Below are 26,410 nucleotides of genomic sequence, written 5' to 3' on the forward strand. Positions count from 1 at the left end.
CTAAAATAGTGTCCAAATTAGAAAAATAATGATTGCCAGAACGGACCAGAAGATATAAAGCTGGATTTTGCCTCCCTGGAATGAGCGTGTAAAACTGCCGATGGTACGAATAAGCGTGGCCATGCCGTTTACGGTACCGTCGATGATGACGCGGTCGAACCAGCCCATCAGGTACGCCAGCGTGACTTGTCCGTAGGCGACGAAGTGCAGAAAGCCATCGATCCAGCGCCGGTCTAATTTCTCGGTCAGCAGGGCCAGCGCATACGTGCGTGTGGCAAGGGTCTGTGTGTAGAACCTGTCGACGTAGAAGCTGTTGAGTAACAACGGCGCCTGGGCTGTGCGGGGCTGACGGAATATATAGTAGGCCACAGCGCACGCGATCAACACCCACGCGGCCGAGATAAAGACCAATAACGCCGAGTGAAAGTTCTCGTCGGCCTTCCACGGCTGGTACAACCATCCATGGTAGTTGAGCGGATTCCAGGACACAAAGAACCAAAATGACCCAAGCGCCAGCAAGGCTACGGGACCACGCATGCGCCACGAAGGCTCGTGCACGGTAAGGCTGGCGGTTTCGCGCTCGTCGCCGAGAAAAACTTTTGCGATGAGGCGAATGGTATATAGAGCTGTTAAGAATGACACCAGGAATGCGCCTCCAAACACACCCCACCGCCAGGTGATTGTCTCGCCCTTCCAGTATAACAGGACCGTCAGGATTGCATCCTTTGACAAGAAGCCCGAGAAGAAGGGAATTCCCGCCAGGGCGGCGCCACTGATCACAAAAGCGGCAAAGGTAAAGGGAAGCTTATGGCGCAGGCCGCCGAGGTTGCGAATGTCTTGTACATCGAAGTGGGCATGGGTACCGCGCTGTGCTTCGTGCAGCGCATGGATGACGGAGCCTGCACAGAGGAAGAGACAGGCTTTGAAAAATGCGTGTGTAAAGAGGTGTAGGTATGCAGCGTCGGGTGCCCCCGCTCCTACCGCCATGACCATGAAACCCAGTTGCGAGATGGTGGAGTATGCCAATACCTTTTTGAGATCGTTTTGTGCGAGTGCGGCAAGCGCGGCAAGCAATGCCGTGATCAGCCCAGTGAGTGCTACCACATCAAGGGATGCGGGGGTAAACAATACATGCAGGCGTACGAGGAGAAACACACCGGCGGCCACCATGGTGGCCGCATGGATCAAGGCCGAGACGGGTGTCGGCCCTTCCATGGCATCGGGCAACCATGTAAACAGGGGAAATTGTGCCGACTTGCCAATCACGCCACAGAACAGGCACAGGGCACCCGCGGTTTGCCAGGTAGGCGACAACGCTGACAATGTATCCGTGCTCATCAGCGTGGCGATGTCAAACGTGCCCGCCTGCGTCCAGAAGATCATGAGGCCAATGATAAAACCCGCATCGCCGATGCGATTCATGACAAATGCTTTCTTGGCCGCAGTCGCCGCTGAGGGCAGGTGCTGCCAGTGACCGATGAGCATATAGGATGAAAAGCCTACCAGCTCCCAAAATACAAACATCATGAGCAGGTTATCCGCCAGCACAATGCCCAACATCGAGAAGGTAAAGAATCCCAACATGGCGTAGTAACGCGGCAGGGCAGCATCGCCGGCCATGTAGGCGGCAGAATATACATGCACCAAAAAGGATATGAGCAGGACCAGTACCAGCATGAGGGCGGAGGTCTTGTCAATGAAATATCCCAGAGAAAAAGACAGGTCGCCGAGATGAAACCAGGATATGGAATTCATAGCAGGATGAATACCTGACATCTCCAGCATATTCGCTGCGCCCAGCAGGCCGATGAATAGTAGCAGTGATGACAACACGGTGATGGTCTTCTGGCGGCGCGCGGGCAACAATCTACATACTAAAGCCGATAGCAACGGCATCCCTATAATCAACAAGACTACTGGAAAGGATGATGTAAGCTCAATTGCTACCTGGCGTAGTAGTACCATCGGGATCAGGGTTTGTCGCTAAGTTCAGCCACCGCATCCGGCACGGATGTCTGGTAGAAATGATAGGTACGCAAGATGATAGCCAGCCCCACAGCGGTTTCGCATACGGCGACGATGATCACGAACAGCGCAAACATCTGGCCGTCGCGGTGGTTGGGGTATAATTGGTTAAATGCAACAAGGTTGAGGTTCGCGGCATTCAGCATAAGCTCAATGCCGATCAGCATCATGATAGCGTGGCGTTTGATCACCACGAGCAGTAGCCCCACCGAAAAGAGAATAGCGCTTAGGATCAGGAAGTGTTGTAACGGGAACATCATGAGGCTCGGTTATTTTTTGTACGGGCAGCAATTACCGCCGCGCCTACCAGCGCCATCAACAATAGCATACCGGCAAGCTCAAAGGGCAATACGAAGTCGCGCATCATCACGAAGCCCGTTTCCTGTACCGCATTTTGCGTTGCCATGGTTGTCGCCGCTGTGGCGGATGTAAAGTCATGCCCTGCCAATCCATACAGCAGCACGGCCAACAGCGACGCGGCTGCCAGGATGCCGCCGAACACATTGCCGTGTTGTACCACCAAAGGCTTTTCACCAATCTTCGCGGTAAGCATGACACCAAAGAGAATCACGACGACGATGCCACCGGCATACACCAGGATCTGTGTGACCGCTACAAATTCCGCAAAGGCCAGTATATAAATCGCAGCCAGTGACAACAGGCAGACGATAAGCAATAAGGCGCCGTAAAAGACCTGACGGATAAAGATCAGGGAGGCGGCCGACAGGGCTGCGGCTCCTTCAAAGAAGTAGAACATAATTGTCGCCGGTTCCATCAGCTTGCAGACGGAGGCCCCGCCGGTTTAATCTTCGGTTTGAATACAGGCTTCGCACCGGCAGCAGGCGGTGTCGCCACGGCCGGTGTACCCGGCGCTGCGGGGGTAGCAGCGGGTGCTTTGGGTTGCGTCGCCTTGTTTTGCTGGTATACTTCGTAGACTTGCTTTTTCTCGGCAATCTCTGCTTCGGTCATTTCGCCAAAGACAAAGTTGTGGTCGCGTATATCCAACACGCTAAAGTCGTAGACTTTGGTCATGGTCAGGCATTCTGTCGGGCACACGGTGGTGCAAAGTCCGCAGAAGCAGCACTTGCCCATGTCGATGTCGAACTTGGCGGCGTAAATGCGTTTGGAGGTACCATCGGAGGTCTTGCCGATCTCTTCGATGGCTTTGATCGGCTCGATGGTGATGCAATCGACGGGGCATACCTTGGCGCACTTGTCGCATACAATGCAGTCGTCAATCTCGTTGTGCAGGCGATAGCGACCGTTGTCCGGCACGGGCTGCATGGCGTGTGGGTACGCAATGGTGTTGATGCCCTCGGTGTCGTTAAAGTAGTTTTTGTCGCTGATGATTACCGGCAGGCGGCTGTGGCGCGCTTTCAGCAAATGGTTGAACGTAATCCTGAGGCCAGTCCACAGAGAACGTACCGTGCTGCCAATCGCGCCGAAATATGTAAGCGGGGTTCCTTCCATTTCTGTGGAACAAAAATAGAAGGTTAAAAGATGTTAAAAAGGAATTTAAAAGATGAATTTAGGGGTACTACCCGGTACCGGGTAGCCCCTTTGCTGTCGAAGAGCGTTCGTTAGTCTGCCTTGGGCAACGTAAAGAAAAACGTACTGCCTTGTCCTTCTTCGCTTTCAACCCAGATGCGGCCGCCGTTCTTCTCAATAAATTCCTTGCACAGGATCAGCCCCAGGCCTGTACCTTTTTCGTTGGCGGTACCGCGAGTAGTATACGGGGCAGTCTTGTCAAAAAGCATATTGAGCACTTCGGGCTTCATGCCTACGCCGTTATCTTTCACGGAGAACAACCATTCCGATGGCTGCGGCTTGGCGTCGATAGTCACCTTGCCTCCATCGTTGGTGAACTTAATGGCGTTCATCATCAGGTTCCGGATCACCAGGTTGATGGTGTTGGAGTCGGCATAGCCAATAGCGTCTGTCGGCACGTTGTTGATCATATTGATCTGTTTGTTCTGCACCGAGATGAGCAGCTGAATGTTTTCGTCTACGATCTTGCGCAGGTTGATGCGGGCTGCCTGCAGGCTCAGTTTGTCCATTTGCAGCAGTGTCCAGTCGAGCAGGTTGTTTAACAGCGTACGGGTATGGTTAAACCGCACTTTGAGCTCCTGGGTATGTTTGTGCATTTCCGCCGGCTCGATGGCTCCTTTGTCGATAAGGTCGAGCAGACCCGCCAGGGCGTTGATGGGTGACCGCAAGTCGTGCGAGATAATGGAGAAGAATTTGTCTTTTACCTGGTTGAGGCGCTCCAGCTCTTCGCTGCGCTTTTCCATATCATCCTGGTGCTGTAGCAGCAGCGTGTTGATCTTCCGGCGGCGCTGTCCGCTGCGGTATACTGTCACGAGCAAGATGGCGCTCAGGGCCATGACCACGACCAGGATGTTGCGTACAAACTCCTGTTTCTTCAGCTCACCGTGCTGCATGACTTGCAGCTGGCTGAGCGCAGCGATCTGCGTATCGCGCGATTCCGTTTCGAAACGGATCTGGTCGCGCAGTAGCTTGCCTTGTGTCTCCTGGCTGAAGAGGGTATCCTCTAATTGCTTGTATTGTTTGTAGTAGTACAATGCTTTTTTAAAGTCGCCTTTCTGTTCCCACAGTGCCGAGAGCTCGTTGAAGGCTTTTATCTCCAGTACGCGGGCATTGAGGGGGCGCGCTACGGAAAGGCTGGCTTCGAATTTCTCCAGGGCCTGATCGAAGTTTCCTTCTTTCGTCAGTACGATGCCCCGACCCAGGTTGGCTTCTGCCATGCCGTAGCGGTTGGTGGTCTTCTGGTGCAAGGCATAGGCCGAGTCGTAAAATGCCAGCGCATTTTTGTAATCGTTCTGCTGCAGGTAGGCGGTCGCCATGGTGGAGAGTACCTTGGGCTCGATTATGTCGACGTGCAGGGTACGCACCAATGCCAGTGCCTCGCGCAGGGTGGCCAGTGCGGAGTCGTATTCATGCTTGCGCAGCAATACGTCGCCAATTTCGTAAAGACCGTAGGGTATACCTTCCCGATCGTTCTGCGTCTCGCTCAGTTTTTTAGAAAGCTGCAGGTGGTCGAGGGCCTGATCGAACTGACCCAGCTCTTTGAATACCCGGCCTACATTGTGCAGGGCAATGAGCATGCGCAGGGTGTCGCGGGCGGCGCTGGCCATGCGGTGTGATTGCGTGAAGTAGAAGTAGGCGTCGTCGTATTCGCCGAGGTCGTAGTAGTCGTTGCCGATGGCGTTATATTCCTGTGCAATGCCGGCGCTGTCTTTCACGATCATGTCAAGCTCGAGGGCCAGGTTGTCGTAGCGCAGGGCGGAGCTATAGTCGCCGCTGATGGTATACAGCAGGGCGGCGTTGCGATAGGCTTTGATCTTGTGCAGGGGCAAATCGGTGTTGGCGGCCAGGGCAATGGCCTCTTCGCTATACTTCACGCTGCGGGCGAAGTCTACGAACTGGTACAGGCCCGACAACCGCGTGAGGGCGTCGAGGCGCGCACTGTCGGGCAGGTTAGACGATTTGACTACGTTCTCGAGGCTGTCAACGCCCGCGGGTGTCTGTGCTTGCGACAGGCCGCACGTTGTCAGCACCATAATCGTTAAAATAAGGCGTAAAGACAGCATCCTGCTCATATACATAGTACTTTCCAAAATCCGCATAGAATAACCAATGCTAGTGCTATTGGTGTTAAATATTTCCACGATAAATTCATTAATTGATCAACCCTGAGGCGAGGGTAGGTCCAGCGGACCCACATTTGAATCGCTACGAACAACAACGCTTTGCTCAGCAACCAAAAAATTCCCCAGAGGGTCGAAGCCACAGTGCCCGGTGTACCGCTTGTCCATTCCGCTAACCGCATCGATGCGATATTAGGCAGGGGCGTACTCCAGCTTCCAAAAAATAACACCGACCCTAATATACTCACTAAAAGCATCATTCCATATTCACCCAGCATGATTACCGCCCAGCGGAAGCCGGAGTATTCGGTTTGAAAGCCTGCTACCAGCTCGGACTCCGCTTCTGGCAGGTCGAACGGTGCGCGATTGCTTTCGGCCAGGGAGGCTATAAAAAAGATCACCCACGCCAAAAAGAGCAGGGGCATACGCACGACGTTCCACGCCAGGAAGCCGCCGATCGCCGTCACATCTATACCCCAGGCACGAATGCCAAAAAGATATTGGTGCTCGTCGTTGAGCGCGCTTTGCTGATACGAGATGGCTTGCAGGTCGAGCGTTTCGCACACCATGCAGACACTTAATACGGACAGGCCCAGCGGCACTTCGTACGATATGATCTGGGCGGCAGAGCGCATGGTACCCAACACACTGTATTTATTATTCGAGCTCCAGCCCGCCACCAGGATGCCCAGCACATCCAGCGACGTGATGGCCAGCAGGAAAAAGACGGCAGAGGAAATGGGCGCGCCGGTCCACGCGGGGGTTAACGGCAATACTGAAAAACCAACAAATACAGCTGTAAAAATGACAATGGGCGCCACCCGGAACAGGAATTTGTCGGCGCCCGCGGGTATGATGTCTTCTTTCTGAATGAGCTTCACCAGGTCGGCAACGCTTTGCAGCAGGCCATAGGGACCGGCTTCCATAGGGCCCAACCTATCCTGGATAAACGCCGAGATCTTCCGTTCTGCGTATATGGCCATGATGGTATACAGCAGCAGGAAGGGTAATATGAACAGGAGTGTGCTCAGAAAATTGGGTTAAAATGGCGTCAAAGATGCGGAATTTATTACGGTGGTTTTCTATCATTTCTGAAAAAACAGTACACCAGCCGCGGGGCCGACGCCCTATTCCCACAACGCGTGACGGTCGAGGTGGACCGTTTCATGGAAAAACAGGCGGGCCGATGCCTCAAATGATTCGGTGTAGTCCGATACAAGGAAATGATAATACGGATCGGCTCCCGTGTCATTGAGGAGTCCCTCCTGCTGCAGGTAGCGCTGCAGGGCTTGGGCCACGACCTCGGAGGAATCGAGAATGGCGAGCTGTCCTTTGTAAAAATCGCCGATCTCCCTTTTTATAAGGGGGTAGTGTGTACAGCCCAGGATGAGGGCGGCAATGTTTTGAAGGGACGGGTCGGCGAGGTATTGCGCGATGATTTCGTGGCTGATCTGGTTGTTAAAGAATCCCTCTTCGATCATGGGCACTAACAACGGTGCGGCCAGGGAGTGCACCGTTGTGCCTTTGTTCGCCTCTTCAATCTTACGATGATAGACGCCCGACTGTACTGTACGTTTGGTGCCGATCAACCCCACCTGTGCCCCCGGGAATTTATCCAACACCAACGAGACCATGGGGTCGATGACGTTGATGATGTGAATGTCCTTGCGCACGTATTCTTTCAGGAGCGCATAGGCGGCGGAAGAGGCAGAGTTACAAGCGATCACGATCACCTTGCAGCCTTTTTTCACGAGCACATCGGCAATGCGAATGGAGTACGCCTGAATGGCAGCTTCAGACTTTTCGCCATACGGCAGGTGCGCGGTGTCGCCGAAATAGATCATGCTTTCGTTCGGCAATAATTTTTTAATGGCGTGGGCTACGGTCAATCCGCCGATGCCGCTGTCGAATACGCCGATGGGCTGCTGCTTTTCTACCTTCATTGGCTGCTGTAAATCGCTGCGAATTTTACTATTTTTAGTGTCATCTTAACTGCATGAGCCATAAAAATCCGTGCTTTTTTTTCCTCCTGGTAACCACCCTGCTCTTGTTACCAGGTAGTACCCGCGCACAGGATACTACCGACCTTGATAGCCTTTACAAACGTGTACAGATGAGCTCGCCCCGCGAGATGGTGGACGTCTTTGATGCTTTACAAGAGCGCTACCTGGCACTGGATCAGGAGCGGGCCATTCGCTTTGCGCGACAGGGTTTGAAGCAGACCGAGAAGAGCTCTCCCCTCAGCCGCGTGCTGGCCAACCGAAACATGGCCTTTATTTATGGGAAATTTGGCTTTAAGGAAGAAGCCTTGCGCCACTTTCAACGGGCACTGGCCACGGCTAAAGAGAATCAAGGCGAGGAAATGGGTCTTGGCCTGGCCTATTTTCACCTGGGCCAGTTTTTGTCCCAGCAAGGCCTGCTGGCGGAGGGGCTTCAACACATTCTTGACGCTTCCAAGATCTTTGAGTCGTTACAACTCTATAACTATGTGATTTTGTGCCACTACGAGAGCTGCATGATCAGCTACTCGGCGCACAACTACCAGCAATGCATTGACGAAGGATACCGCTTGCTTCAATATCACGACCGACTGAGCAAAACCGAAAGCAGCCGCGCGGCCGACTTTCAGAAGATGAGCACGTGTAACACCATTGCGCTGGCGCACCGCCAGATGAAGCAGTACGCTGGGGCGTTGCGCTATTTCGACCAGGCAGAGGCCCTGGCGCGGAAGATCAACGATGAGTTTTGGATCGGCCTCATCAATGGTAACAAAGCAGTGGTGCTGCGCGACATGGGCCGCACGGAGGAAGCGAAGACAGGCGTACTGGCCGACTACAAGGTGAGCCAGAAGTTCAGCATGTGGAGCAGCGCCGGCATGGCTTGCCTCACCATGAGTGACATTTATCTGACGCAGGGCAACTACCCCCTGGCAAACACCTACCTCGACTCCGCCCATATCATGTTTAGCCGTGAGCATGACGTCATTACCTCCCGAAAAAATATGGCGTCGTACTGGTTGTCGTGGTCGCGCCTCAAGTCTGTGCAAGGCGCCTATGGGCCAGCCTATGATGGACTCTTAAAACATGTAAAGCTCCGCGACTCACTTTCCCACGAGCAAGAGGCATTAAACCTGGCCAAGGTGAAGGTTGCGTTTGACCTCGACCGCAAGCAAACGGAAATTGCGCTGCTCACCAAGAATAACGAGATCCAGGAAGAGCGCATCCGCGGTCAGAATATTCTTTTTATCGTGACGCTCATGGGTCTGATCCTCCTGGTGGTGTTGGTGATGCTGCTCGTTAACAACTTCCGCCGGCAGCGAAATATCTCCCGGCTTATACGCCAGCAGCGCGACGAGATCGAGATTAAAAACTCCGAGCTGGAGGCGCAAAGTGCCATGTTACAGGAAAATAACCAGTATATCCAGACGCTGAACACACAGCTGGAAATGAAGGTAGTCGAGCGCACGCGCCAGCTGGCGCTCTCCAACCAGGAGCTGGACACGTTTCTATACCGGTCGTCGCACGATATACGCCGCCCCATCACTACGCTATTAGGCCTGGACCAGGTCGCACGCCACATTGTGAACGACCCGCAGGCGAATATGCTCTTTGACAAAGTGGTGGAGACGGCGCGGAACATGGACAGCATGCTGTTTAAAATGCAGATGATGTATGAGCTCAACAAACCCGACCTGCCGCTGGAGCCTATACACCTCAACCCGCTGGTGGAAGAAGCCGTGCAATATTTCCAAAACGACTTCCGTCGGTTTGGCATCACCAGTCACCTCTCTGTACATGCCGACATCACCATCTTGTCTAACGTGGGCTTGCTGCGCATCATCTTCCGCAACCTGATTGAAAACGCCGTACTCTTCCGCAAGACACAACCCGGCGTTACTCCTTTTATCGATGTAAACATTACGCGGATAGGCGATCATGTCGAGATTCACGTCGCCGATAACGGCATGGGGGTGGAAGAGAAATACCAGGCGCGTCTATTCGATCTGTACTTTCGGGCCTCGCAAGCTTCTAAAGGCAACGGCCTGGGGCTTTATCTTGTGAATAAGGCTATTCACAAATTGAAGGGGACGATCACGTTGATGAGTGATTATGGGATAGGCACTACTTTTACCATTCATTTGCCGCTGGCACAGCATCATTCCGCAAATTAACTCTAATGCTGTAAAGAAAACGAGTGCCGCCTGATGGGCAGCACTCGCGGTATATACTATGCTGTCTCGCTGTTATTGTTTCGGCGTAGACGACTGTCCTTGTCCTTTGGCGCCCGATCCGGAGATTGCCTGCCGCATGTCGGTGTCCGCTTGTACGTTCTGCATTTTATAGTAGTCCATTACACCCAGGTTGCCATTCGTAAATGCCGCAGCAATGGCTCTCGGAATTTCAGCCTCTGCCTCAATTACTTTCGCGCGAGCTTCTGTTGCTTTGGCTTTCATTTCCTGGTCCAACGCTACGGCCATGGCACGGCGTTCTTCTGCTTTTGCTTCGGCCACTTTCAAATCGGCTGTAGCCTGATCGATCTGCAGCTTGGCGCCAATGTTGGCCCCTACATCTACATCGGCAATATCAATTGACAAGATCTCAAACGCTGTACCGGCATCCAGACCGCGCGAGAGTACCAGCTTGGAAATTTTATCCGGGCTTTCCAGTACTTCTTTGTGTGATTTGGCTGAACCGATAGACGATACAATACCTTCGCCCACACGGGCCAGGATGGTGTCTTCACCGGCGCCACCCACCAGTTGGGCGATGCTGGCACGTACCGTCACGCGGGCCACTGCGATCAGCTGAATACCATCTGCCGCTACCGCCGCTACCTTGGGGGTAGTGATCACTTTGGGATTAACCGAAATCTGAACCGCCTGGAACACGTCACGACCGGCGAGGTCGATAGCGGTGGCCTGTTTGAAACTCAGGCTGATATTAGCTTTGTCAGCCGAGATCAGTGCACGAATAACATTTGGCACATTGCCACCGGCCAGGTAGTGTGTCTCCAATTCGTTAGAGGAGATTTGCAAGCCGGCTTTAGTAGCCGTGATCAACGAATCTACGACAATGCGTGGTGGCACCTTCCGGATGCGCATAAACACCAGCTCGAGCAGCCCCACCTTCACGTTGGAGAAGATGGCGGTGATCCACAGGTTGATGGGTACAAAGTATAAAAAGAGCAGGAACAGAATAATCCCCCCCAACACAATAACAAGATAGTAAACAGGATCCATGATAATTTTTCTATGGTTAGTTAAAAAGGTTCTACGACAATGTCATTCAGACGAATTTGGATTATGCGGACATGCTGGCCAGTTTCCACGTACTGCCCCTGCGTTTTTACTTCAAACGTTTTGCTATTAAACTCCGCTTTGCCAATGGGCCGGAGCGTTGACAGGGTAACACCTTCGTCGCCGATGCTTAGGCCACCGGTGATACCTTCGTTCACTTTCCCGTCGTTAGAAGACTTGTTGGAGAACCGCGACCACGCACCCGACCGGAAGCTGTAGAAGAGTGCGCCCAACGTAGCCACCAAGGTACCTATTAATATGTATAAACCGGTATCACTGCCAAAATGCTGGTAGCCAATCATCACGCCGGCGCCGGCAAAGATGAATCCCAGCAAGCCCACTACTGTAGTGCCGGGAATGAATACCAATTCAATCACGATCAGCGCCAGGCCGATGAGAAGCAAAGAAAAGATGATTATCCACATGATCATGGCCGATCGAAGTTATTTGTGCGATTAGTACGCCCGGGCAAACAGTACCCGCCGGGTCGAAGGCTTGCCGGAGTAGATACACACGCCGGCTTCTTCCTTCGCATCCAACGGAATGCAACGGATGGTGGCCTTTGTTTCCTCTTTAATAGCTGCTTCTGTTTCGGGCGTTCCGTCCCAGTGCGCGGCGAGGAAGCCACCTTTTTCGTTCAGCACCTTCTTGAACTCTTCATACGCGTTAACCTCGGTGGTAACCTCGCTGCGGAATGTCCTGGCGCGGGCGTAGATCGTTGTCTGGATGTCGTCGAGCAGGGCGGGGATCTTTTCTACCACTTCGTCCAGTTTCATGACCTGCTTTTCTTTGGTGTCGCGGCGCGCCACTTCTACGGTGCCAGCCTCCATGTCGCGGGGGCCAATGGCCAGGCGCACGGGTACACCTTTCAGCTCCCACTCGGCAAACTTAAAGCCTGGCTTGTGGGTATCACGGTTATCGAATTTCACCGCAAATCCTTGCTTGCGCAGGGCAGCGGCGATTTCCTGTGCTTTCTCGGAGATCCTGGCCAGCTCCTCGTCGGTACGGAAAATCGGCACGATTACCACGTGGATGGGCGCCAGCTTCGGCGGCAGCACCAGGCCGTCGTCGTCGGAGTGGGCCATGATCAACGCACCCATCAGGCGCGTGCTCACGCCCCATGAGGTGCCCCATACGTAGCCAAGCTTGCCTTCTTTGTTTGTGAACTGCACATCAAACGCCTTCGCAAAGTTTTGGCCGAGGAAGTGCGACGTCCCTGCCTGCAGTGCTTTGCCATCTTGCATCATCGCTTCGATACAATAGGTGTCGACCGCGCCCGGGAAACGCTCGCCTTCCGACTTTCTTCCTTTTACAACCGGCAGTGCCATGAAGTTTTCAGCAAAGTCGGCGTAGACGTCAAGCATTTGTACGGTTTCCCGTACGGCTTCGTCGGCAGTGGCATGCGCCGTGTGGCCTTCTTGCCATAAGAATTCTGCCGTCCGTAAAAAAAGGCGCGTACGCATTTCCCAGCGTACCACATTGGCCCATTGGTTTACGAGGATGGGCAGGTCGCGGTACGACTGAATCCATTTTTTGTAGGTGCTCCAGATGATGGCCTCGCTGGTAGGCCGTACCACCAGCTCTTCGTCGAGCTTGGCTTCGGGGTCGACGATCAGCTTGCCTTTATTTTGTGGGTCGGTTTTCAGGCGGTAGTGCGTCACAATGGCACACTCCTTCGCAAACCCTTCGGCGTTTTTTTCTTCTGCTTCAAACAGGCTTTTCGGCACAAAAAGCGGGAAATAGGCGTTGCTGTGGCCTGTATCCTTAAACATTTTGTCCAGTGCCTGCTGCATTTTTTCCCAAATGGAGTACCCATAGGGCTTGATGACCATACACCCCCGCACGTCTGAATGTTCGGCAAGATCTGCCTTCTTCACTAATTCGTTGTACCACAAAGAATAATCTTCTTTGCGGGTGGGTAACTCTTTGGCCATACTGGTATAATTATTGTTATATGTAATCGATGTCGAAAAGGCAAATGTAAATTAAGCGGGTCAAATACTGGCTAAATTTTGTAGCTTTATCGACACTTTTACGGCATTACACTCGTTAGGTTGTGTAGAGCCACCACGAAAGATATAAAACACACCACGCTATGAAAACCAAGGCATTGTTGCTGTTACTGGCAGCTTTCATCATAAACATCGGCGCCTTCGCCCAGGAGGACGATGACATGTATTTCAACGCCACGGATCGCGCTAAGCTTCAATCGAAAGAGCGGCAGGACCAAATAGCCTATGAAGCCAGCGTGAAGAAGGCTAAGAAAATGCGTGAAGAGCCCGCGACGGAGGAAGAGGAAGGAAGTGTCGAAAGTGTAGAGGCGCTCAACCCAACCGACAGCTACTCGGCCCGCAACGTCAATCCGGAGTATGAAGCTCGTTCCACCGCAAAACTTTCGCAGTCGGACGACCAGGATTATTTCGTGAACAACTATCAGTATTCCACTTCCAGCAACATGAACAACTGGAATAACAATTTTAATTCGTGGTACGGCAACCCCTGGTATAGTGCAAACTATTACAATGCACCTATCAATTCCTGGAACAGCCCGTACTATGGATATGCCGACCCCTACTACAGCCCCTGGTACAACCCGTATTGGAACAACAACGGCTGGTCTGCCTCTTTCAGCTACTATTGGGGTAACTCCTATAATAACTATGGTAACTATGGCTACGGCTGGGGCGGTAACTACAACTATTGGAACCGTCCGTATTGCGGTTACGCTTCTTCCTGGGGATTTGGTTATGGCTACAACTCCGGTTATCCGGGCTGGTATGGCTACCCGGGCAGCGTGATCATTATTAACAACGGCGAAGGCACTTACGGCCCGCGCTACGCCAAACGTGGCAGCCGCGGCAATGAGGTCGTCAACACTACGCGCCCCAATACGAGTACCCGCACACAGGTGTCGGATGCTTTTGGCAGCAACAACCGCTCGCAACGGCAAGCTACGGCTGGACGTACGTCTAACCTGAATAACAACGCTGTTACACCGGCGAATACCACCAATGGCAGGTCGCGTCAACAAGGCAGCGAGTACTACAACCGCACATGGCGTCGCGTGACCCAGGAGCCTTCGAACGCCAACAATAGCAATTCGAATTCAAATTCGGGTAACAGCTCCAACGGCCGTACATCCAACAGCAATTCAAACTGGAACAATGGCAACAGTAACAGCGACCGCTCGTATACACCGTCCAGAAGCAGCAACAATAACAACGACCGTTCAAACTCTTCGTTCGGTAATAGTAACAGCGGCGGCGGTGGACGTAGCAGTGGTGGCTACTCTGGAGGCAACTCCGGCGGTGGTCGATCCCGCGGTGGCAGAGGCAACTAATTCTTAATTTCTCGTACAGTACACTATGAAGGTGATGAAGGTGGTGAGGATTACCCTCACGGCAGCGATTCTATTGTTCATGATTTCCCCCACCCTTCCGGTGCTGGGGCAAAGCTTCACCGGCAACGCACTGCTGTTTAGCCGGACGAAGCCGGCCGGTAGCGCACGCATCCAGGCACTGGGTGGTACCCAGACATCCCTGGGGGGTGACTTCAGCTCGGCGGCGTCAAACCCTGCCGGATTGGGTTTCTATACTAAATCAGAATTTACCCTGGGGTTGGGCGTAGCCGGTGAAGATATCAGTACTCGCTATTATGGAACGACCTCCAGCGATCAGAATACAAAATTTAACATTCCTTCACTCAGCCTGGTGCTGCATTACGGCAACGGTCGCGAGACGGGATTTCTCGGCGGTAGCTTTGGCATTACCTTCACCCGCATTAATGACCTGAACAACTCGTATCGCTACAGCGGTACGAACAGCGAGTCATCGATCATCGACTTTTTTGTGGATGATGCTTACTTCCAGGCTCCCGACGATCCTTCCTACCTCGAGGCGGGCAACAATGGGTACTACACGTTATCAGGCCTGGCGTATAATAACTTCCTGGTCGATGCGATCTACGACGACGAGGGTAATTTTCTGAATAGATACGGCTCGGTGCTCGATACGGACATACCCATCGAGGGTCAGCCAGACGAAGTCCGTACGATTGATCAGGTGGAGTCCTTCCGTCGTAGCGGACGCCAATATCAATGGTCCTTTGCGTATGGCGCCAATTTCTCTGATAAGTTTTATCTCGGCGCCAGCCTGGGTCTGACGACACTGCGCTACTCCCTGGAGTTGAATTTCCGGGAATCAAACTTCCGGTATAACCGCGGCGAGGATGCCGTCGATTATAATCCGCTTAACTACCACTCCACGACCGAGAACATCGACATCGAGGGAAGCGGCGCGAACTTTACCATTGGCGCTATTTACAAGCCGGTAAGCTTTGTACAGTTAGGCGTTTCGTTGGCGACCCCTACCTGGTACAGCCTGACCGACAACTATACGGCCAGTCAGGAAGCCGATTGGAATAACTTTGACTACTATGATACGCCCACGAATACCAGTGACGACCTGAGGAACATTGTTTCGCAATTCGATTCACCTACACTGTCTGAATACTCGCTACGTACACCTATGAAGGTAAGTGCCGGTGCGACATTCATTGCCAAGTTTGGCTTTATCAGCGCCGATGTAGAGTTCGTGAACTATGGCAACTCCAAGTACAAGGACAATACCAGTAATTCCGACTGGTACGACTCCGACAACAGGAGCATCAAGTCTACGTATACTTCGGTGGTGAATTATCGCGTGGGGGCAGAATATCGATATCAAATCTTCCGCGCCCGTCTTGGCTACAACTTAATGGCCGATCCCTATCGCGTCAGCGCTGGCGTAGACCGCAAGATCCAATCTATCTCGGGAGGCGTTGGTGTGCGGGTGAAAAAGTTCTATACCGATCTGGCTGTTGTTTCCAGCAAAACGGAGAATGTACGCGTGCCGTATTCCGTGGACGGAATCCCCGAGCCGCGTGCCATACAAGACGTAAAGAATATGAATTACCTCCTCACGCTGGGCTTTACTTTCTAAGCCTGGCGTCGATGGCATGCTGCAACGCCGGCAAGGTGGGTTCTTTCAACGCGATTTGCGCCTGTGCATAGCAGGTCTGTCGGCGATCGTATAATGCTGTCAACTTTGTTTTCTTTTCCGCCAGGTCTTCGGCTTGTAGCAGCGGCCGTCCCTTGTCGGTAGCCGTTCTGCTGAGCAGCTCTTCTACCGGCACATCGAGGAACACGCTTATACCGGCTACGTTGATGACGGTCATGCCGTCGTGGAAGCAGGGCGCCCCCCCGCCGGTGGCCATCACGAAGTTCATGTCGGTTGCGGCCCAGTGCTTTAACACTTCTGATTCCAGCAGGCGAAAGTATGCTTCGCCGTCTTCGGCAAAAATAGCTTGCACCGTCTTTCCGGCGCGACGTTCAATTTCTTTGTCCTGGTCTACAAATGGCAATAATAACGTCTCTGCCAGGGGTCGCCCCAGCGTGCTTTTACCGGAGCCCGGCATGCCGACCAGGAATATCTTGAGGTAGTCGCTCACTCGCCCAGGGTGTTCAACACCGTTGCAGCGTCCGGTGTGTCGTTGTGATGCCACATGCCTTTTACCGTGCCATCTTTCCACAGCGTAATGCCGGGATTCGAGCGAATGATGGTCTTTAGTACGGTTGCATCAACAAAGTAATACGCCACTGGCAGTTGGTGTTTGTGACGGAAGGCTTCAAATTCGCCGGCGCTGGAAGCCGTCAGCGCCATAACCTCCACCTTGCTGCCCTCCAGCGCTTTTACCAGCGCGCGAACTTTGTCGATGTTTTTGGCCGAGGCTTTCGAGACGTCGTAGAAGATCAGCAAGAGCTTGTTGCCTTCGAAGGTGTTTTGGGTAATGTCTTCACCCTGATCGGTAAAGACAGAGTAGTCCGTAATCTTCGCTTTGGTTTTATCTTCGTTTGTCTGGCGTACACTGATATACTGATACACCGTGGTGTCGCCCAGGTATTTTTCTGAAGCAATCTCTTCGCCGCTGTCTTTCTTTTTAAATACATACTCGAAGCGCGGTTGCTCTTCGGGCTGCATTTGCTGCGGTATATTGTTGCCGATCTTATACGCGCGGAAGTCGATAAAGGGCAGGTGCAACAAGGCGTAGATGCCCAGTGCAAAGCTGATGATCGTTGAAGAAGCTATAATGATATGACCCACCTGGTCGGGCAGCGCCGGCGTGTAACGCTTGCGATACCAGAACAGGTGCAGAATAAACACGACCAGGATAACATCTTTTGTAAACGACTCCCAGGGGGTGAGCTTGATGGCGTCGCCAAAGCAGCCACAATCGGTTACCTTGTTGAAATAAGCCGAGTAGAATGTGAGGAATGTAAAGAAGATGATCAATCCCAGCAGCACCTTGGCGGTGAGGTTCATGCGGTAGAACAGCAGCACGGCGATGCCGAGCACGACTTCCAGCACGATCAGAATCAAACCAATCTCCAGCGCCCAATCTTTAAACACCAGGAAGAAAGAGCCAAAGTCATTGGCAAAGACCTCGAAGTATTCTTCCATTTTTATCTCGGTGCCGATCGGGTCGTTCAACTTGATCAGTCCGGAGAAAATGAATAAGGCTCCTACAAAGAAGCGTGAGAATTTGTCGACTATCTTGATCATCGTTCTTGATAATTATGCTCGGTTCACATCCCTGCTGCTATGCACGGGGCGGCTACTATCACCAAACTTCCCACTTCCGCCTTTCAAAAGCCATTGCACACCTTATTTTAACTATTAAATAACAACTTTTCTGCGCAGGCAGTCTTTATCTGGCTTCGCCACTCATGATCATGGCAAATACAGCGTAGTTAATCATATCCTGGTAGTTGGCTTTTACACCCTCGCTCACCAGGGTCTTGCCTTGATTGTCTTCGATTTGTTTTACCCGCAGCAACTTCATGAGAATGATGTCGGTGATGGAGGAGACACGCATGGCACGCCAGGCTTCGCCATAGTCGTGGTTCTTTTGCTGAAGCAGCGTGAAGGTCTCGTGGGCCGCGTTGTCGTACAGCGGCGCTAGTTCTTCAAACGGCAGGTCGAGGCTGGCGTGCTCGTCGAGCTGCAGCTGGATCAGCGCAATGATGCTGTAGTTGATGATGCCGATGAACTCGTCGCGGATGGGGTCGTCCACCAGCTGTATGCCCTTATCTTGAATGCTGCGAATGCGTTGGGCCTTGATAAAGATCTGGTCGGTGATGGAAGGCAGTCGCAAAATGCGCCAGGCGGTGCCATAATCGCGTGTTTTTTTCTCAAACAGCGCGCGGCACTGGGCGATTACCGCCTTGTACTCCTGAGATGTTTTTTCAACCAAGGGAATAAACTTTAGCCCGCAAACTTCTTAATTTGAATGAGAATTCCAGCGCCTGGCCATGAAATCCGTGTTTGAAAATGATTTTTTTTCTACAAACCGTACCCTGCATTGCGGTGGGCGGCTTATCGACCTGCAGACGCCCCGCGTCATGGGCATCCTGAACGTTACGCCGGACAGCTTCTTCGAAGGCAGCCGCTACTCGTCGCTGGACCAGGTACAGGCACAGGCAGGCCATATGTTGGAAGCCGGCGCAACATTTCTCGACATCGGTGGTTATTCCACACGGCCGGGTGCGGCTGACATTACCATAGCGGAGGAGATACAACGCGTCGTGCCCGCGATACAAGCCATCCTCACGGCCTTCCCCGGTGCTTTGATTTCCGTCGATACCTTTCGCAGCGAGGTGGCGTCCGAAGCCGTAGCGGCCGGTGCCCACCTCATAAACGACGTATCGGGCGGCACGCTGGACCCGGCCATGTTTGATACGGTTGCTCGTCTGCAAGTACCCTATGTTCTGATGCACATGCGCGGCACTCCCCAAACCATGGCGACGCAAACGAACTATACCGACCTGTTGAAGGAAGTTCTCGACTTTCTACACGCGGCGCTACACGCCCTGCGGCAACGTGGGGTGAAAGATATCATCATCGATCCGGGCTTTGGCTTTGCTAAAACACCCACACAGAATTTCGAGCTGCTGCAACACTTCGAGCACTTTCGCGTGTTAGGCTGTCCCGTGCTGGCGGGCCTGTCGCGCAAGTCGATGATCTGGCGCACGCTGGAGCAACGACCGGAAGATGCGCTGAATGGCACCACCGTGTTGAATACCATTGCCCTGATGAAAGGCGCCGGCATTCTGCGGGTGCACGATGTGCGCGAGGCCGTGGAGGCTGTCAAGCTGGTCATGCTTACGACACGTTCTTCTGCACAGAAGTCTGTTGTTTAAATTGGGCTTCTATGCCTGATCGGTTACATTTGTAAGACATGATCTTCCTGTTCAAAATCGGATTCCTGGAAGTTAGCTGGGTCGATGTCATTGATATTGGCCTGGTCAGTGTCTTATTATACCAGGTGTATAAGCTTATTCGCGGCAGTATTGCCGTGAATATCTTCCTGGGTATTCTCGCCCTGTACCTGGTATACCTCATCGTGCGTGCCGCCCAGATGGAGCTGCTGACGATGATCCTGGGACAGTTTATGGGCGTCGGTGTACTGGCCATGATCATTCTCTTCCAACCCGAAATCCGGAAGTTCCTGCTCGTGATCGGCCGCGGTACGGAGTTCCGCGAAAATATCTTCAAGACCATTTCCAACTGGCGCCACGAATACCATGATGACTTTGATATAGGCCAGGTGATCGAAGCGGTTAAGACCCTCAAGGCTTCAAAGACCGGTGCGCTCATGGTTTTCTCGCGCGACACCGAGCTGAAGTTCTATGCGCAGACCGGCGACGCCCTGGATGCTGAAGTAAACAAGCGCCTGCTTCTATCAATCTTCAACAAAAATTCTCCCCTGCACGATGGGGCTGTCATTATTTATAAAGGCCGTATTCGGGCGGCACGCTGCGTATTGCCGGTCAGTGAGAACGACCACCTTCCCCCCAACTTTGGGCTGCGCCACCGTGCGGCCGTGGGCATGTCCGAAAGCACGGACACGCTCGTGCTGGCGGTATCGGAAGAAACAGGCCGCCTGGTGCTAGCCCGGAACGGTAAATATCTACGCGCCCTGAAACTGAAACAGATCGAGCAAAAGATTCTGGATTACCTGCATAACAGCGAATCTGGCAACTGGGAAGAGGTACACGAGCACGAAGCCGAGGCATCCGCCGAAACGCCATCCGTAAAAGCGTAAAAACTTACTATTTTTGTCCGGCATCTAATTTGCCGCCGGCATGAGACTGACCTTCCTCTTTGTGCTGCTCACCAGCAGCTCTTTCGCGCAATCCATTGAAACGATTATTCAAAAGGGCCACGAGCTGGCGGTCATGACCGTCGCTGTCAGCCCTGACAGCAACTACATTGCTACCGGCAGCAAAGACAAGGCTGCCAAGCTGTGGGAGGTCAGCACCGGCCGCGAAGTGCGCAGCTTCCTGGGCCACGAAGCCACTGTTACCAGCCTGGCCTTTACGCCTAACGGCCAGTACCTCCTCAGCGGTAGCTACGACAAGACTATCCGCTTGTGGGAAGTGAAGACCGGCCGGGAAATAGCCGCTATCACCACCATTGACTTCATCGGCGACGTCGCCATCGATCCGCAGATGCGTTTTTTTGTACACACGGGCACAAACAATACGGGCTACGATTCTGCCGTGATCTACGACTTTAAAACCCGCCGCGTGCTGGCGCGCCTGCCCGTCGATCCCGACAAGGGGCTGGGCACGGGCACTGACATCGCCATCAGCCCCGATGGCCGCTGGATGGCCCTCGGCCAGGATGACCGCCGCACCAGCCTGTACGACGTACAGCAGTGGAAACTTGTCAAAGACTTTACCGCCGAAGACGAGGGCAGCTGCGGTGGCTGTGGCACCCGCGTGGAATTCAGCCCCGACAGCAAGTTCCTGTACACCCTGCCCCACAACGGCATCGCTAAGAAATTTAACCTCGCCACCCTGGCCCTGGTGCGTACCTACGACAAGAACGAAGAGGACGTAACTGGCTCCGCGATTAGCGCTGACGGTAAAAAGCTGGCGCTGGCGACGGAAGAAGATGTTACCGTATGGGACGAAGCCTCGGGCAAAGTACTTGCCAAGCTGGTGGCCGAAGAAAAAGGTCAATTCCACGGGGTGACGTTTACCAACAGCGGCAACGAGCTGCTCGTCACCTCCGACAACAACACAGCTTTTGCCTGGAATCCGACGTCGCAAAAAAAGACCGGCGTCTTTACCGGCTTCCTCAGCCAACGCGACAAAGGCGGCCTGGACTACGATCCTAACTTTTACTGGCAGTCGTCAATTGCTAAATATGTACGACTCAAAAACAGCCTGCGCATCACGCCCGATGGCAAGACATTGATCAAAGGTAAGTTTGGCACCAAGGTAAAACGCTGGGACATTGCCAGCGGTAAGACCGTGATGGAGTATGTCAGCCACAAGAAAGGGGTGCTGAGCTACGACCTCTCCAGGGATGGCAGCAAACTGCTGACGGGCGGTGGCGACGGCAAGATTGTATTGTGGGACCTGAACTCCGGTGACTCGCTCAGGGTCATTCAATCGTACCGCGAGCCGATCTTCGATATACACTTCAACGCCGCCGAGACCGGTGTGATCTCCTGCAGCTGGGACGCTACCATGAAGATCCACGACCTGGCCACCGGCACAATGCAAACCTACTTCGATTTTCAGAGCTACTCGGTCTATAACCTGCTTTATCCCGACGACCTCTACGTCATCACGGCCCGTCTGGACAACGCCATACAGATGTGGGAGATCGATACGAAGAAAGAAGTACGCAATTTTGTTGGCCACACGGATATTGTAGGCTCGATTCAGATCAGCGCTGACCGCAAAACGCTGCTCAGCGCCAGCTGGGACGGCTCGGTGCGCCTGTGGGATGTCGGCACCGGCCTGATGACCCGCAAGCTGAAAGACCACCGCGGTGCCGTGCACACGGCGATCTTTAGTGCCAACGAAAAAGAGATCTATACCGCCGGTGCCGACCGCACCATCCGCGTGTGGGAGCCTGCGACCGGTAAAATCATCCGCACCTTCCATGGGCACAATGCCGAAGTAACCTCTCTGCTGTTTAGCCCCGACGGCAAAATGCTGATCAGCCATAGCCTGGACGGCGTGACCAAGTTCTGGGACCTCGCTACCGGCAAAGAGTTTTTCGAGCACATACACCTGGGCGAGCGCGACTGGATGGTCAAAAACCCCGAGGGATATTTCAACGGCACCGACGACGCACGCAAGTATATACACTTCGTCAGCGGTCTGAAGACCTACGCGGTCGACCAATTCTTCCACGAGTTTTACCGCCCCGATCTGCTTCCCAAAATATTCCAAAACCGCGGCGGCCGTGACGATCGCAAGGGCGGCATTCAGGGTAAGCTTAACAGTGCGCCTCCACCGACAGTAAAGGTGGCTGTATTGCACCACGCCACCGCGGGCAAGGCAGAGCTATACATTCGCATTACTGACAATGGCGCAGGAGTAGAGAACTTACGGGTCATGCATAATGGCAAAAGTATTTCACTGGACCGTGGAGCGCTAAAGCTCCCTTCAGGCAAAGGACAGACATCCACCTATAAACAGGTCGTTGACCTGGTGAGTGGCCCCAACAGCTTTACCGCCGTCGCCAACAACCGTGACAACGTAGAGTCTGATCCACACACGGCAGAGATCGCCTCCGACCACGTTTCGAAAAACAGCACCTGTTATGTATTGTCAGTTGGCATCAACCAATACAAAAACAGCAAGCTCAGCCTGAACTATGCTCGCCCTGATGCCGAGTCGTTCAGCAAGGTGATTGTCAACGACAAGAGCATGAAACTCTTTAAGGACATCGAGCTGGTAACCCTGTACGACGGCGAGGCCACGCGCGAACATATCCTGAACAAACTGGACGAGCTCAGCGGCAAGATCCGGCAGGAAGACGTTTTTATTCTGTACTACGCTGGGCATGGCAGCATGGTGGAGGACAAATTTTACTTTATACCCACGGAAGGCCTGCGACTATACGACCAGGCTGCGCTGCAGAAAGAAGCCATTGAGGCCGGTGTTTTACAAGACAAGCTGAAGCATATCAAGGCGCTGAAGCAACTTATCATCATGGACGCCTGCCAGTCGGGTGGCTCCGTCGAGCTGCTGGCCACACGGGGTGCGGGCGAAGAGAAGGCCATTGCCCAACTGTCGCGCAGTGCGGGCATTCACGTCATGGCCTCGGCTGGCAGCGAGCAGTTCGCCACCGAGTTTACCGAGTTGGGCCACGGCCTCTTTACCTATGTGTTGATCAAGGCCCTGCAGGGTGCGGCAGACGGCGCCCCGCACGACGGCAAGGTTACAATTTATGAGCTGAAGTCATACATTGACGACCAGGTGCCCGAGATGACACGCCAGCTGAAAGGCAAACCGCAGTATCCGTATACCTTCAGCCGGGGACAAGATTTCCCAGTCGTAATCGAGTGATAAGAAAATCACGGCAACTGGAACAAAATTGGCAGACATATCGTAAATTAGGTTTACACATAACCCCTGACATGATTTAAGAAAATGGTAGAAGCTAACCCCGTTAAATTTTATTTCGCCAAATACTTTTTCCTGGTCTTCGCACTTATCCAGTGGATCGTAGGAGGTATCGTTATCATTGGCCGCGACTTCAATGCCAAAAGCTTTTTCATTGCCTTGATCTTTTTCACGCTGGGACTTATTTCCCTCTTTATTTTCTCCGTCATCAGCGACAAGATTCGGCGTGTAGCAGTTGGCAAAAACAAGATCGTGGTCCTGGAAGGCCACCGCAATATCCGGCTGGAGTGGCCTGAGGTGAAGTCCCTGCGTATCGTGCCTTTCCTGAATATTTACAAGCTCAAGATCCGGGGCAAAAAAAACTGCATCTATTTTTTCCCTTCCGACAACATCGACCCGGCCTTTGGCATCATTGCCAAGGACACCTCTAAAATGGGTGAGATCGTCGCCAAGCGCAAGAAGGAATTCGGCATCAAGTAATCGTACGGCCGCAGCGCCAGACCAAATCGTCCACCTACAGCCAGAGTGGATGGGTTTGTTAGCGCATAATCGTACCTTGTTGGTACACACGATCAACGACCATGACAGAACGAATCACACGCCGCGAAGCGCTGTTGGGGCTGGCCAGTGCCAGTCTGTTGCTGTCGTCGTACGCGCGAAAAGACATGGAAAAAGGCATGAACACCCGCCCGATACCGTCATCGGGTGAGCAGCTCCCCCTCGTAGGCTTAGGCACCTGGATACATGACGTAGGCAACGACAATGCCGAGCGCCAGCCCCTCACCGAGGTATTAAACCTGATGGTCCAACAAGGCGGCAAGTTGATCGATACCTCCCCTATGTATGGCCGCGCCGAAGAAGTGATCGGCGATCTTGCCGCTGCCAGCCCCGTACGCGAGAAGCTCTTTTACGCTACAAAGGTCTGGACCACGGGCGAAGCTGCCGGCATCCACCAAATGGACGACTCGTTGCGAAAGATGCAGCGCAAAACGATGGACCTGGTCCAGGTACACAACCTCACCGACTGGAAGACGCACCTCCGCACGCTGCAGCGCCGAAAGGCCGAAGGAAAGGTCCGCTATACCGGCATCACACACTATACTACCGCCGCGCACGCACAACTGGAGCAGATTCTCAAGACGGAAGCCGTCGACTTTGTACAGTTCAACTATTCCCTCCGCGTACGCCATGCCGAGCGCAGCCTGCTACAGGCCGCGCAAGACAAAGGTGTTGCCGTTATTATCAATGAACCCTTTGAAAAGGGTTCACTGTTTTCGCTAACGAAAGGCAAAACCCTACCCTCCTGGGCAGCCGACTACGATATTCAAAGCTGGGCACAGTTCTTCCTGAAATATATACTCTCTCATCCGGCAGTAACGTGTGCTATACCGGGCACGTCCAGTCCCAAACATATCGTAGACAACATGCTTGCGGGGCACGGCGCCCTGCTGGATGAAAAAGGTCGTGAAAAAATGGTCGCCCTGATCAAATCGTTATAACGCCTGCAGGTCTTCGTCTATCAATAAACGGTTTATAAAGGCCGCAGCCTTCGTGCCCATGGCAACAACGTTGCTGACACTGCGCATCGGCGAACTGTTGTCACCTGCCGCAAACAGACCGTCGATGTTGGTCTTCCCAAACTCGTCGATGCGAATAAAATTCATCTCTGTAAAATCAAGGCCCAGCTGTTGTACGATCGCAGGCTGCTCAAAGGGTGCCCGGGTAAAGATGGCATCCAACGCTATACGCGATCCATCGTTTAACACCACCTCGCGGATATAACCATCCTTGCCTTCCAATGCCGTTACTTCTTGCTCAACGACCGGTGTACCCCACTTTTTGATCTCGGCTTGCTGCGCGGCCGACAGGGTTGAGGGTCCGTTTGTAAACAAGGTTAACGTTTTGCTCCAGTGCCCGATCAGCTTGGCCAGCTCGTACCCGGTATCGCCGTTGGCCAATACACCTAGCCGTCGGCCAGCCACCTCGTAGCCATGACAATACGGACAGTGAAGGACCGAAATACCCCAGGATTCTTTTACCCCAGGAATAGAAGGCAGTATATCGCGGATGCCGGTGGCCAACAATATCTTTCTGCCTTCAAAAGTCTGGCCGCTGGCTGTCGTGACCTGGAGCAGCTCCCCTGTATTTGTTACCTGTGTGGCTTCGCCTTTCAGGAAGGTAACGGTAGGATAACGCAGCACCTGGCTTTTGGCCAGGGTGGCGATCTCTTTGGGTGTGCTGCCGTCGTGTGTCAGAAAGTTATGGGAGTGCGGTGTCTGTGCATTGCACGGCTTGCCGCCGTCGATGATCAGCACTTTACGCAACGAGCGGCCGAAGGTCATGCCGGCTGACAACCCCGCGTAGCTGCCGCCAATGATAATGACGTCAAAAGTAGTGGTAGAGGTGGATACCATGATTTTTTAAGATTAATTACATGCAACAACATTGCAGATAATAATAAGTTCCAGGAAGGCTGAAAAAATAAAAAAGGCTGTCCATGGGAGAACAGCCTTTAATAATAGGAATCAGGTGGAGGTTATTGACCCTCGCTTTCGGCCTTTTTTAAGTCGCGGGTATTTTTCTGTACGGCGATGGCAGCAAACAAGCTCAGAAGGAACGACATGGAGTAGAAGCCTTTTTCGCTTAGGGTTAGCGTGGCATTCCACAGCCCTACCGTTAGCAGCACAATGGCCAGCAGAGTGGAGAACCAGCACAAGCCGTAATAAATCTGCGTAACTGCAATTCCTTCCAACTGATCGCGTACACTTTTTTGCAACGAGATGGCGGCAAACAAGCCGAACATCAACACAGTAAAATAATAACCTTTTTCATTCAACAGCATGTCGGCATTCCAGAGTCCGATGATGAACGAGATCATACCGGCCAGAAGGGCAATCCAGGAAGCAGCGACAAATGCATTTGATGGTTTCTGATTCATATTTTGTGCTTTAG

The 26,410-nt window shown here is 53.1% G+C and carries 23 protein-coding genes; 8 read left to right on the top strand and 15 right to left on the bottom strand.

Annotated features, from left to right (window positions below; translation table 11 throughout):
* The 7 genes from KK062_RS19260 to murI all read right to left on the bottom strand — a co-directional run bounded on the left by KK062_RS19260 (nucleotide 1) and on the right by murI (nucleotide 7,636).
* Nucleotides 1-1,965, bottom strand: a complete 1,965-nt coding sequence (locus tag KK062_RS19260; protein ID WP_254085973.1) for an NADH-quinone oxidoreductase subunit 5 family protein — start codon at nucleotides 1,963-1,965, stop codon at nucleotides 1-3.
* Nucleotides 1,966-1,970: 5 nt separating this feature from the next.
* The gene (nuoK, locus tag KK062_RS19265) at nucleotides 1,971-2,285 is read right to left on the bottom strand and encodes an NADH-quinone oxidoreductase subunit NuoK (RefSeq protein ID WP_317195795.1); all 315 of its coding nucleotides are present in this window, start codon (nucleotides 2,283-2,285) and stop codon (nucleotides 1,971-1,973) included.
* Nucleotides 2,282-2,782, bottom strand: coding sequence for an NADH-quinone oxidoreductase subunit J family protein (locus tag KK062_RS19270; protein ID WP_254085974.1), 501 nt, complete (start codon nucleotides 2,780-2,782; stop codon nucleotides 2,282-2,284). Before KK062_RS19270 ends, nuoK begins: the two co-directional genes overlap by 4 nt.
* A gap of 17 nt (nucleotides 2,783-2,799) precedes the next feature.
* A complete protein-coding gene (locus KK062_RS19275; protein WP_254085975.1) occupies nucleotides 2,800-3,495 on the bottom strand; it encodes a 4Fe-4S binding protein in 696 nt (231 codons plus the stop codon).
* 110 nt (nucleotides 3,496-3,605) lie between these two features.
* On the bottom strand, nucleotides 3,606-5,645 hold the full coding sequence (locus KK062_RS19280; protein WP_254085976.1) for an ATP-binding protein: 2,040 nt from the start codon (nucleotides 5,643-5,645) through the stop codon (nucleotides 3,606-3,608).
* Nucleotides 5,642-6,724 (bottom strand): NADH-quinone oxidoreductase subunit NuoH, encoded by a 1,083-nt coding sequence (nuoH, locus tag KK062_RS19285; RefSeq protein WP_262899265.1) that lies wholly within the window; start codon nucleotides 6,722-6,724, stop codon nucleotides 5,642-5,644. Before nuoH ends, KK062_RS19280 begins: the two co-directional genes overlap by 4 nt.
* Before the next feature lie 96 nt (nucleotides 6,725-6,820).
* The gene (murI, locus tag KK062_RS19290) at nucleotides 6,821-7,636 is read right to left on the bottom strand and encodes a glutamate racemase (protein WP_254085978.1); all 816 of its coding nucleotides are present in this window, start codon (nucleotides 7,634-7,636) and stop codon (nucleotides 6,821-6,823) included.
* A 53-nt stretch (nucleotides 7,637-7,689) separates the two neighbouring features.
* On the opposite strand from murI, the gene KK062_RS19295 reads away from it, so the two are divergent.
* Entirely contained in the window at nucleotides 7,690-9,864 is a 2,175-nt protein-coding gene (locus tag KK062_RS19295) for an ATP-binding protein (protein WP_254085979.1), read from the top strand.
* A 72-nt stretch (nucleotides 9,865-9,936) separates the two neighbouring features.
* Here the strand turns inward: KK062_RS19295 and floA are convergent, their stop codons facing one another.
* Genes floA through proS form a run of 3 tightly spaced genes read right to left on the bottom strand, consistent with a single transcriptional unit; the run spans nucleotide 9,937 to nucleotide 12,923 of the window.
* Nucleotides 9,937-10,932 carry a flotillin-like protein FloA gene (gene floA / locus KK062_RS19300; protein ID WP_254085980.1) on the bottom strand — a complete coding sequence of 332 codons (996 nt, stop codon included), beginning with the start codon at nucleotides 10,930-10,932 and terminating at the stop codon, nucleotides 9,937-9,939.
* 20 nt (nucleotides 10,933-10,952) lie between these two features.
* Entirely contained in the window at nucleotides 10,953-11,420 is a 468-nt protein-coding gene (locus KK062_RS19305) for an NfeD family protein (RefSeq protein WP_254085981.1), read from the bottom strand.
* Nucleotides 11,421-11,444: 24 nt separating this feature from the next.
* Nucleotides 11,445-12,923: a proline--tRNA ligase gene (gene proS / locus KK062_RS19310; RefSeq protein ID WP_254085982.1), complete on the bottom strand. Its 1,479-nt coding sequence runs from the start codon at nucleotides 12,921-12,923 to the stop codon at nucleotides 11,445-11,447.
* Between the two features lie 161 nt (nucleotides 12,924-13,084).
* Between proS and KK062_RS19315 the strand changes: the two genes are divergently transcribed.
* Nucleotides 13,085-14,329 (top strand): hypothetical protein, encoded by a 1,245-nt coding sequence (locus KK062_RS19315; RefSeq protein WP_254085983.1) that lies wholly within the window; start codon nucleotides 13,085-13,087, stop codon nucleotides 14,327-14,329.
* A gap of 25 nt (nucleotides 14,330-14,354) precedes the next feature.
* Entirely contained in the window at nucleotides 14,355-15,968 is a 1,614-nt protein-coding gene (locus tag KK062_RS19320; RefSeq protein WP_254085984.1) for a hypothetical protein, read from the top strand.
* Here KK062_RS19320 and KK062_RS19325 read toward each other — a convergent pair.
* From KK062_RS19325 to KK062_RS19335, 3 genes are all read right to left on the bottom strand, one after another.
* Entirely contained in the window at nucleotides 15,958-16,476 is a 519-nt protein-coding gene (locus tag KK062_RS19325; RefSeq protein ID WP_254085985.1) for a shikimate kinase, read from the bottom strand. The genes KK062_RS19320 and KK062_RS19325 overlap by 11 nt on opposite strands.
* Nucleotides 16,473-17,588, bottom strand: a complete 1,116-nt coding sequence (locus KK062_RS19330; protein WP_254085986.1) for a BT_3928 family protein — start codon at nucleotides 17,586-17,588, stop codon at nucleotides 16,473-16,475. Before KK062_RS19330 ends, KK062_RS19325 begins: the two co-directional genes overlap by 4 nt.
* A gap of 145 nt (nucleotides 17,589-17,733) precedes the next feature.
* On the bottom strand, nucleotides 17,734-18,279 hold the full coding sequence (locus KK062_RS19335; RefSeq protein WP_254085987.1) for a DUF1599 domain-containing protein: 546 nt from the start codon (nucleotides 18,277-18,279) through the stop codon (nucleotides 17,734-17,736).
* A gap of 58 nt (nucleotides 18,280-18,337) precedes the next feature.
* Between KK062_RS19335 and folP the strand changes: the two genes are divergently transcribed.
* The 5 genes from folP (at nucleotide 18,338) to KK062_RS19360 (ending at nucleotide 24,957) form a co-directional block, all read left to right on the top strand.
* Nucleotides 18,338-19,225, top strand: a complete 888-nt coding sequence (folP, locus tag KK062_RS19340) for a dihydropteroate synthase (RefSeq protein ID WP_254085988.1) — start codon at nucleotides 18,338-18,340, stop codon at nucleotides 19,223-19,225.
* A 38-nt stretch (nucleotides 19,226-19,263) separates the two neighbouring features.
* Nucleotides 19,264-20,130, top strand: a complete 867-nt coding sequence (gene cdaA / locus KK062_RS19345) for a diadenylate cyclase CdaA (RefSeq protein ID WP_254085989.1) — start codon at nucleotides 19,264-19,266, stop codon at nucleotides 20,128-20,130.
* A 40-nt stretch (nucleotides 20,131-20,170) separates the two neighbouring features.
* Nucleotides 20,171-23,401 carry a caspase family protein gene (locus KK062_RS19350; protein WP_254085990.1) on the top strand — a complete coding sequence of 1,077 codons (3,231 nt, stop codon included), beginning with the start codon at nucleotides 20,171-20,173 and terminating at the stop codon, nucleotides 23,399-23,401.
* Between the two features lie 84 nt (nucleotides 23,402-23,485).
* Nucleotides 23,486-23,938 (top strand): hypothetical protein, encoded by a 453-nt coding sequence (locus KK062_RS19355; protein WP_254085991.1) that lies wholly within the window; start codon nucleotides 23,486-23,488, stop codon nucleotides 23,936-23,938.
* A gap of 101 nt (nucleotides 23,939-24,039) precedes the next feature.
* Nucleotides 24,040-24,957, top strand: a complete 918-nt coding sequence (locus KK062_RS19360) for an aldo/keto reductase (RefSeq protein ID WP_254085992.1) — start codon at nucleotides 24,040-24,042, stop codon at nucleotides 24,955-24,957.
* Here the strand turns inward: KK062_RS19360 and KK062_RS19365 are convergent.
* Complete coding sequence (locus tag KK062_RS19365) at nucleotides 24,952-25,872, bottom strand: NAD(P)/FAD-dependent oxidoreductase (RefSeq protein WP_254085993.1); 921 nt, start codon at nucleotides 25,870-25,872, stop codon at nucleotides 24,952-24,954. The genes KK062_RS19360 and KK062_RS19365 overlap by 6 nt on opposite strands.
* A gap of 122 nt (nucleotides 25,873-25,994) precedes the next feature.
* Nucleotides 25,995-26,396 (bottom strand): inner membrane protein YiaA, encoded by a 402-nt coding sequence (gene yiaA, locus KK062_RS19370; RefSeq protein WP_254085994.1) that lies wholly within the window; start codon nucleotides 26,394-26,396, stop codon nucleotides 25,995-25,997.
* Nucleotides 26,397-26,410: the final 14 nt, after the last annotated feature.

It is taken from the genome of Dawidia cretensis (assembly GCF_018598175.1).
In the GTDB taxonomy this organism is placed as follows: Bacteria; Bacteroidota; Bacteroidia; order Cytophagales; family Cyclobacteriaceae; genus Ohtaekwangia; species Ohtaekwangia cretensis.

Excerpts from the sequence above, each read along its gene's own strand:
- yiaA (WP_254085994.1), bottom strand. The coding sequence starts at position 26,396 with ATGAATCAGAAACCATCAAATGCATTTGTCGCTGCTTCCTGGATTGCC.
- KK062_RS19315 (WP_254085983.1), top strand. The coding sequence starts at position 13,085 with ATGAAAACCAAGGCATTGTTGCTGTTACTGGCAGCTTTCATCATAAAC.
- nuoK (WP_317195795.1), bottom strand. The coding sequence starts at position 2,285 with ATGATGTTCCCGTTACAACACTTCCTGATCCTAAGCGCTATTCTCTTT.
- KK062_RS19350 (WP_254085990.1), top strand. The coding sequence starts at position 20,171 with ATGAGACTGACCTTCCTCTTTGTGCTGCTCACCAGCAGCTCTTTCGCG.
- KK062_RS19275 (WP_254085975.1), bottom strand. The coding sequence starts at position 3,495 with ATGGAAGGAACCCCGCTTACATATTTCGGCGCGATTGGCAGCACGGTA.
- KK062_RS19365 (WP_254085993.1), bottom strand. The coding sequence starts at position 25,872 with ATGGTATCCACCTCTACCACTACTTTTGACGTCATTATCATTGGCGGC.
- KK062_RS19305 (WP_254085981.1), bottom strand. The coding sequence starts at position 11,420 with ATGATCATGTGGATAATCATCTTTTCTTTGCTTCTCATCGGCCTGGCG.
- proS (WP_254085982.1), bottom strand. The coding sequence starts at position 12,923 with ATGGCCAAAGAGTTACCCACCCGCAAAGAAGATTATTCTTTGTGGTAC.
- KK062_RS19295 (WP_254085979.1), top strand. The coding sequence starts at position 7,690 with ATGAGCCATAAAAATCCGTGCTTTTTTTTCCTCCTGGTAACCACCCTG.
- KK062_RS19320 (WP_254085984.1), top strand. The coding sequence starts at position 14,355 with ATGAAGGTGATGAAGGTGGTGAGGATTACCCTCACGGCAGCGATTCTA.
- cdaA (WP_254085989.1), top strand. The coding sequence starts at position 19,264 with ATGATCTTCCTGTTCAAAATCGGATTCCTGGAAGTTAGCTGGGTCGAT.
- murI (WP_254085978.1), bottom strand. The coding sequence starts at position 7,636 with ATGAAGGTAGAAAAGCAGCAGCCCATCGGCGTATTCGACAGCGGCATC.
- floA (WP_254085980.1), bottom strand. The coding sequence starts at position 10,932 with ATGGATCCTGTTTACTATCTTGTTATTGTGTTGGGGGGGATTATTCTG.
- KK062_RS19260 (WP_254085973.1), bottom strand. The coding sequence starts at position 1,965 with ATGGTACTACTACGCCAGGTAGCAATTGAGCTTACATCATCCTTTCCA.
- KK062_RS19270 (WP_254085974.1), bottom strand. The coding sequence starts at position 2,782 with ATGTTCTACTTCTTTGAAGGAGCCGCAGCCCTGTCGGCCGCCTCCCTG.
- KK062_RS19360 (WP_254085992.1), top strand. The coding sequence starts at position 24,040 with ATGACAGAACGAATCACACGCCGCGAAGCGCTGTTGGGGCTGGCCAGT.
- KK062_RS19355 (WP_254085991.1), top strand. The coding sequence starts at position 23,486 with ATGGTAGAAGCTAACCCCGTTAAATTTTATTTCGCCAAATACTTTTTC.
- folP (WP_254085988.1), top strand. The coding sequence starts at position 18,338 with ATGAAATCCGTGTTTGAAAATGATTTTTTTTCTACAAACCGTACCCTG.
- KK062_RS19280 (WP_254085976.1), bottom strand. The coding sequence starts at position 5,645 with ATGAGCAGGATGCTGTCTTTACGCCTTATTTTAACGATTATGGTGCTG.
- KK062_RS19330 (WP_254085986.1), bottom strand. The coding sequence starts at position 17,588 with ATGATCAAGATAGTCGACAAATTCTCACGCTTCTTTGTAGGAGCCTTA.